This window comes from Bernardetia sp., from assembly GCF_020630935.1.
Lineage (GTDB): Bacteria > Bacteroidota > Bacteroidia > Cytophagales > Bernardetiaceae > Bernardetia.
Window position 1 is genome coordinate 74,912 of record NZ_JAHDIG010000010.1, and the last position, 6,183, is coordinate 81,094.

Genomic DNA, 6,183 nt, shown 5'->3' on the forward strand with positions numbered 1-6,183 from the left:
GCTTTGCTTGCCTTACGTCCTTACTATTCGAAAAGCAAAACCATCAAAACGGCTTGTCCTGCGAAGCTATATGTTTACTCACACCGAACTGAAACCAACCCAGTCATTGACAAGGCTGCCGATTTTTCTATTCTGCTTGCTAGTTTAAAGCTGACAGACATAAAAATTGATAGGAAGTCAAATATTGCTCGTTTACTACTCAAAGTGTTGGATAAAAAACAACAGAAAATATACAATTCGCTTTCAAAGACTTCTCAGGATGCTTTTGAAGAACATATTTTTATTACACAAAACGACCCTACAAATTTTGAAACCACGCTACACAGTTCAGGAGTGTTGAGTAAAACATTATTTGAAGAACTAGCTCTGCTTACGACTATTCCGAAAGACAAAAAGCAGTTTTTATCAGATTTTTTCTATAAAATAGGTCGTCTTATTCCTCTTTCAGATGCTTTGACAGATTGGGCAGAAGATGCAGCCAAAGGAGCATATAATCCAATTTTGAGTAGAGTAAAAAATGAAAACATTTCTTTTGAAGAAGCCTATTATTTCTACAAGCAAGAATTTCAAAGGCTACTCTACCAACTAAAATATGAACTAAAGACACTACAAAATCTAGATTTTGAAGACTGGCTCAACAATGCTTTTGAAAGGTTAGAGCGTCAGATTATCAAAAATGGCATTCAGAAAAGCTGTAAAACAACGATTACAGAGCCTATTCTGATGAAAAATGATTGCGACTGTGATTGCGATTGTGATGGAGATAGCGATTGCTGCTGTTCTTGTGATGGTTGTTGTAGTTGTGATAATTGTTGTTCTTGTGATAGCTGTTGTAGTTGCAATGGATGTGGAGATAATGATGATGAGGCTTCTGCTTGTAGCTGTTGTTTTGCTTCTGAAGATTTTGATTCAGACGATGTTGGTATGGAAGAAACGACGAGCAAGAAGAAGAAAAAGAAAAAAGGTGAAAATGATACTACTGGTGAGGAGGAGTAAATTTAGAGCTTTCAAATTCATTAGAAAGTTAGCTTGTAAGTATTTGTGTTGGATTATAAATACACAAAAAATGCTAAAGGTTCGCATAAATGCAGTGTTTTGATTAGTTTTAGGATGGAATAAATCATAGTTATTCAAATTACAAAAATTATGGACGAGTTTGTAAAAGAAAATGAAAGTAATGAATTTGAGAAACCTCCTATCTTCGGAACATGGAAGATGTTTTATAGCGTAGTAATAGGAGAACTGTTATTTTTGATTCTTCTTTTTTATTTGTTTGGAAGTTATTTTAATTTTTAAACCACAGAGTTTAGAGAGTTAAAAGAGAAAATACAAATACACTTTAAAACACAGAGTTACACAGAGAATGCAACATAGTGCATCTTACTGGTTACTGATAACTGTTTACGGCTAACTGAAAAAATGAATACTTTAGACTGGATTGTACTGATTGCGACACAAGTTTTGATAATTGCTTACGGAATTTGGAAGACACGCAAACAAAGTAAAAATTTACAAGGCTATTTACTCTCGGATAGAGACATGAACTGGTTTACGATTGGGTTGTCTATTATGGCGACGCAAGCTAGTGCGATTACTTTTCTCTCTACCCCCGGACAAGCATTTGGTAACGGAATGGGTTTCGTACAGTTTTATTTTGGTTTGCCTATCGCTATGGTAATTTTGTCCATTACAGCCGTCCCCATTTATCATAAACTCAATGTTTATACAGCGTATGAATATTTAGAAAATCGCTTTGACTTAAAAACTCGTTCTTTGGGGGCTGCACTTTTTCTTACTCAGCGTGGTTTGGCTGCTGGACTTTCCATTTATGCACCTGCAATTATTCTCTCTACGGTTTTGGGTTGGAATATTTATTATCTGATTGTCATTATTGGAATTGTTGTGATTGCTTATACCGTTTTTGGAGGAACAAAGGCAGTTAGTCAGACACAAAAGCAACAAATGCTTGTTATTTTGATTGGAATGGTGGCAGCAGGATATATTTTGATTTCACTTTTACCTAAAGAAGTTTCTGTTACAGATGCACTAAGCGTGGCTGGTGCTGTGGGCAGATTGGAAGTCATTAACTTAGAATTTGATATAAATAATCGTTATAATGTTTGGTCTGGAATTATAGGAGGGCTATTTTTGGCTCTTTCTTATTTCGGAACTGACCAGTCGCAAGTGCAGCGTTACTTGACAGGAAAATCTATTGCTCAAACTCGTGTTGGGCTTCTGATGAACGGAATGGTAAAGATTCCAATGCAGTTTTTGATTCTTTTGGTAGGAGTATTTCTTTTTGCTTTTTATCAGTTTTATCAACCCCCTATCTTTTTTAACAAGGTAAAGAAAGAAAAATTTGTACAAGAAAATATAGTGAAAGCAGAGGAACTCAAGCAATTAGAAAATCAGTATTCACAAAATTTTGAAGAGAAAAAGCAGGTTATTTTTGACTTTTTGGAAGAAAAAGAAAAAGCAGAGCAGCAAAATAGAACATTAGATACTACCTACGCTCATAAAATTCGTCTTTATAATGCTCAAAATGATGTACTTCGAAACAAAGCCACAGCTATCATCAACAGTATTGATAAAAATGATAAGTTAGAAGCAAAACGCCTTAGCAATAACGATTTGGATTATGCTTTCATCAACTTTGTTTTAGATTATCTGCCTATTGGGCTGATTGGTCTTTTGGTTTCGGTAATGCTTTCGGCAGCGATGTCTTCGGCTTCTTCTGAACTCAATGCACTAGGTTCGACGACGGTAATTGATATTTATAAACGCTCTATGGTAAAAGATAAAGATGACGAACATTATGTAAAAGCCTCTAAAGGATTTACGATGTTTTGGGGTATTTATGCCATATTTTTTGCGATGCTTGCCACTCAGCTAGATAATCTGATACAGGCTGTAAATATTTTGGGTTCACTTTTTTATGGGACAATCTTAGGAATATTCTTGGTCGCTTTTTATATCAAGAAAGTAAAATCAAACGCTGTTTTTGTGGCTGCCATAATTAGCGAATCACTCATTATTTTTCATTACATTTTCCTAAGAGAAACCTTCGAAATTGGCTTTTTGTGGTACAATCTGATTGGCTGTGTGATGGTAATTGTGTTAGGAGTTTTACTTGAATCTATTTTGAAAAGTAGTGGAAAGAATGCTAAAAATGATTGAGAAATAAAAAAGACAGAGTTTGAGCTCTGTCTTTTTTGGTAATATTAATCTTCGTCATCGTCATCAGAATCATCGTCGTAGTTATCATTTTCTGAGAGATAATCTACTTCAGCGTGTTCATCTTCGTACTGATTTTTTACTTCTTCTTTCAAGAATCCTTCATCATCAAAATCATCATCGTCTTCTATAAGCTGGAGAGCTGTCGCTACTGACATTCTTACTAGATAAATTTTTTCATCTGTTTCGAAGCGCAAAGCACTAACGGTTTGGTTGTCTTTATTTTTAAAAGTAATGAGGTGTTGGCTATATCCTTCTGGATATACAAGTTTGATTTGTTCTTGTAAATCAGAAGAAAGTTTTTCAAAATCGGTAATAACACGTGCTTTACTCATAATTTTTTGGATAAAAGATTTTATTTTTTACGAAATGAAATATTTGAGGGTTCAATATATAAAATACAATGTTGATATGAAACACAACTGTTACGAAAAAAGTTGAATAAAGTTACAGAGAATAAATAGCATTGTAATTTTCTTCATTAAATCTCTTACTACTTTGAGACTTTTTTCAATTATTTGCCTGTCTTCCTCATCAGAAGAGGGGCTTTGTATGTCCAAGAAAAGGTGTTCAGCTTCTTTTAATATTTCTAATGCTCTCTCGTTTTGCTCTGTTTTGATATAACATCTTGCTAATTTTACTTTGCCTATACTCATAGCATTCTGAAAGTAATCTTTATCCTCTTGATGTTCTGCGTCGTCTATGAGGTGTTTGTAGGTGTCTATCTGATACTGAAAATAATCTATGGCAAGAGGAATCTGTTTTTTTGTATAATATAAATCGCCTATTTTCTGAAAATTTTTAGCCAAATTATCTGCATAATTTATTTCTTGTTCTGCTGTCAAAACTTCTGAAAATTCGTAGGCTAGTTTTTCTAAATAATCACAGTTTTCTATTCTACTTTCCAATGCCATAATATGATAATCACGAAAATCTTTTATTTCTGCTAGGTAATTTGTGGCTTCTTGTAATAAATGAAGGTAATCTACATCTTCCATCAATTCTTCTCTTTCTTTTATAAAATCGGCTTGCAACTCATACCATTCAAGAGCTTGATGATAATGTTCTCTTTCAAATTCTAACTTGCCTATTCCTCCATACAAACTCGCCAAATCAAAAAGCAAATCATCATCATTGGGAAATAACTTGACTAATTTTTCTGCTATGCCTACTTTCAAGTTATAAAAGCTAAAAGCTGTTTTGGTATGTCCTAGTTTATAGAGCATATCGCCCCATTTCTCATACATTGTTCCTAATTCACTTTCATACTCTGTATTTTGGGGGAATTTTTCTGTGAGTTTTTTTTGAAGGAATGCAGCTTTTTCAATAAAGAAAAACGCATCATCAAGATATTCATTATCAAAACCATAAAGAGCTATTTTTTTACAAATTTTAGCGATTAAGTCTTGAATAATTCCATTTTCTACCTCTAAAAAAGGATTTTCTGTTTCACTTAGCTGTAAAAAATATTTAGTATAGTCTGAATATACCTCATAATTTTTATCCAAAAGTGTAGCAGACTGCATTTTGTATTCCCAACTTTGCAAAAAAGAATATGTATGTTTCCAAATCTGTTCTTGTTGAGTTTTTAAAAGCTGTGTTCTATTTTCTTGGGGTAGAAAATAATATGTAATATCATTTTCTTCTGTTTTTTCTATCCAGTTTTGAGAAAGAAGTGTTTTTATTGGTTCTGCTAGTGCTTTTTTTCCTTTTTCTAATCTGACTTTTTCAATGTGTGAATCAACATATTCCTCACTTGGGTTGCCAATGGACATCAGCATAGATTTGATATAGTCTTCACCACTTTCTTCTCCTAAAATTGGACTTAAAAGGTCGATGTTTTTTTCACCTTCATCAAAAGAAAAATGTAGTTCTAAAAATGAACTCAAAATATTTTCATTGGGTAAAATAGCCAATACAGAAAGTAATTTTTGACTTTTTGGTAATAATTCTTGAAAAGGAAGTCGTGTAGATTTCATAGATGCAAAGCTACCAGAGTTTGATTTTTGACAAAAAACCTTTAGGTTTTGGAATAATGAAGTTTTGAAGGAGATATTTTTTCTGTTCTTCGTTGGCATAGAGCATTTGATTGACAAATTCAGCTAATTTGTGTTCATCAACTCTGATGAGTCCTAAGTTGATATTTATGTCTTGAAAGCCCATATTTTTATTGAATTTTTGCAGCAAACTTGGCTTTTTTTCTATTTTTTCTGTCAGAACGAGACAGAGAAACTCATTACTATTCACAGAACGAGTATATACTTCTTTTATAGAACTCCATTCAATAATATTATCAAGGTTATGTTTTTTCCAAAATGCAGTTCTTTGCCATATTCCTGTCTCATTAATTATAACTTGAGGCTTCTTATCTAAAATTACATACAAGCCAAATAAAGCACATAATCCAAAAAAAATTGTACACATCCAACCTTCAAAAGAGTTATTATCTGAAATCATCACTACACCAATAACAAAGAAAATAAATCCTACTAGAAATAGAAAAAATCCTTGTCGTGGTGATTTATATAATTTAATTTCTTCCATAAAAATCTACATTTGACTTTCTACCCATTCAAAATACTTTTGATTTACTTCAATTTCCCAAGAGGCAACACAAGGCGTATCATAAGAATGATGTTTTTCTACAAACTTCATAACTTCTTTTGATTTCTGTGGTAGCGTTTTGGCTATCAGAACCTGCTCATCATCGTTTTGAATTTCTCCTTGCCAAAAATAACAGCTTTTGATAGGCATTGAATTAGTACAAGCAATGAGTTTTGCATCTAAGAGTAGCTTTGAAAGATATGAGGTTTCAGCTTCATCTTTACAAGGAATATAGAAAATATATAATTTTGACATTAGAATTACGAATTTTTTGACTTAAAAGACAATAACCATTCAAGAAACGTAGTTTTGCACTGGTAACTGGTAACTGGTAACTGGTAACTG

At 32.9% G+C, this 6,183-nt stretch carries 7 protein-coding genes; 3 read left to right on the forward strand and 4 right to left on the reverse strand.

Translation table 11 applies throughout. The features are described 5' to 3' along the window. The 3 genes from QZ659_RS04795 to QZ659_RS04805 all read left to right on the forward strand — a co-directional run. Nucleotides 1–996: DUF5685 family protein (locus tag QZ659_RS04795; RefSeq protein ID WP_291722675.1), on the forward strand; the 996-nt coding region annotated here is incomplete at its 5' end. A 150-nt stretch (nt 997–1,146) separates the two neighbouring features. Then, nucleotides 1,147–1,296: a hypothetical protein gene (locus tag QZ659_RS04800; RefSeq protein ID WP_291722677.1), complete on the forward strand. Its 150-nt coding sequence runs from the start codon at nt 1,147–1,149 to the stop codon at nt 1,294–1,296. Nucleotides 1,297–1,419: 123 nt separating this feature from the next. Next, nucleotides 1,420–3,177 (forward strand): sodium:solute symporter, encoded by a 1,758-nt coding sequence (locus QZ659_RS04805; protein WP_291722680.1) that lies wholly within the window; start codon nt 1,420–1,422, stop codon nt 3,175–3,177. Nucleotides 3,178–3,221: 44 nt separating this feature from the next. On the opposite strand, the gene QZ659_RS04810 is transcribed toward QZ659_RS04805, so the two are convergent. The 4 genes from QZ659_RS04810 to cutA all read right to left on the reverse strand — a co-directional run bounded on the left by QZ659_RS04810 (nt 3,222) and on the right by cutA (nt 6,093). After that, nucleotides 3,222–3,569 (reverse strand): hypothetical protein, encoded by a 348-nt coding sequence (locus QZ659_RS04810; protein ID WP_291722683.1) that lies wholly within the window; start codon nt 3,567–3,569, stop codon nt 3,222–3,224. Nucleotides 3,570–3,659: 90 nt separating this feature from the next. Next, complete coding sequence (locus tag QZ659_RS04815; RefSeq protein WP_291722686.1) at nt 3,660–5,213, reverse strand: tetratricopeptide repeat protein; 1,554 nt, start codon at nt 5,211–5,213, stop codon at nt 3,660–3,662. 10 nt (nt 5,214–5,223) lie between these two features. Next, nucleotides 5,224–5,778 carry an STM3941 family protein gene (locus tag QZ659_RS04820; protein ID WP_291722689.1) on the reverse strand — a complete coding sequence of 185 codons (555 nt, stop codon included), beginning with the start codon at nt 5,776–5,778 and terminating at the stop codon, nt 5,224–5,226. A 6-nt stretch (nt 5,779–5,784) separates the two neighbouring features. Beyond that, nucleotides 5,785–6,093 carry a divalent-cation tolerance protein CutA gene (gene cutA, locus QZ659_RS04825; RefSeq protein ID WP_291722692.1) on the reverse strand — a complete coding sequence of 103 codons (309 nt, stop codon included), beginning with the start codon at nt 6,091–6,093 and terminating at the stop codon, nt 5,785–5,787. Between the last annotated feature and the right edge of the window lie 90 nt (nt 6,094–6,183).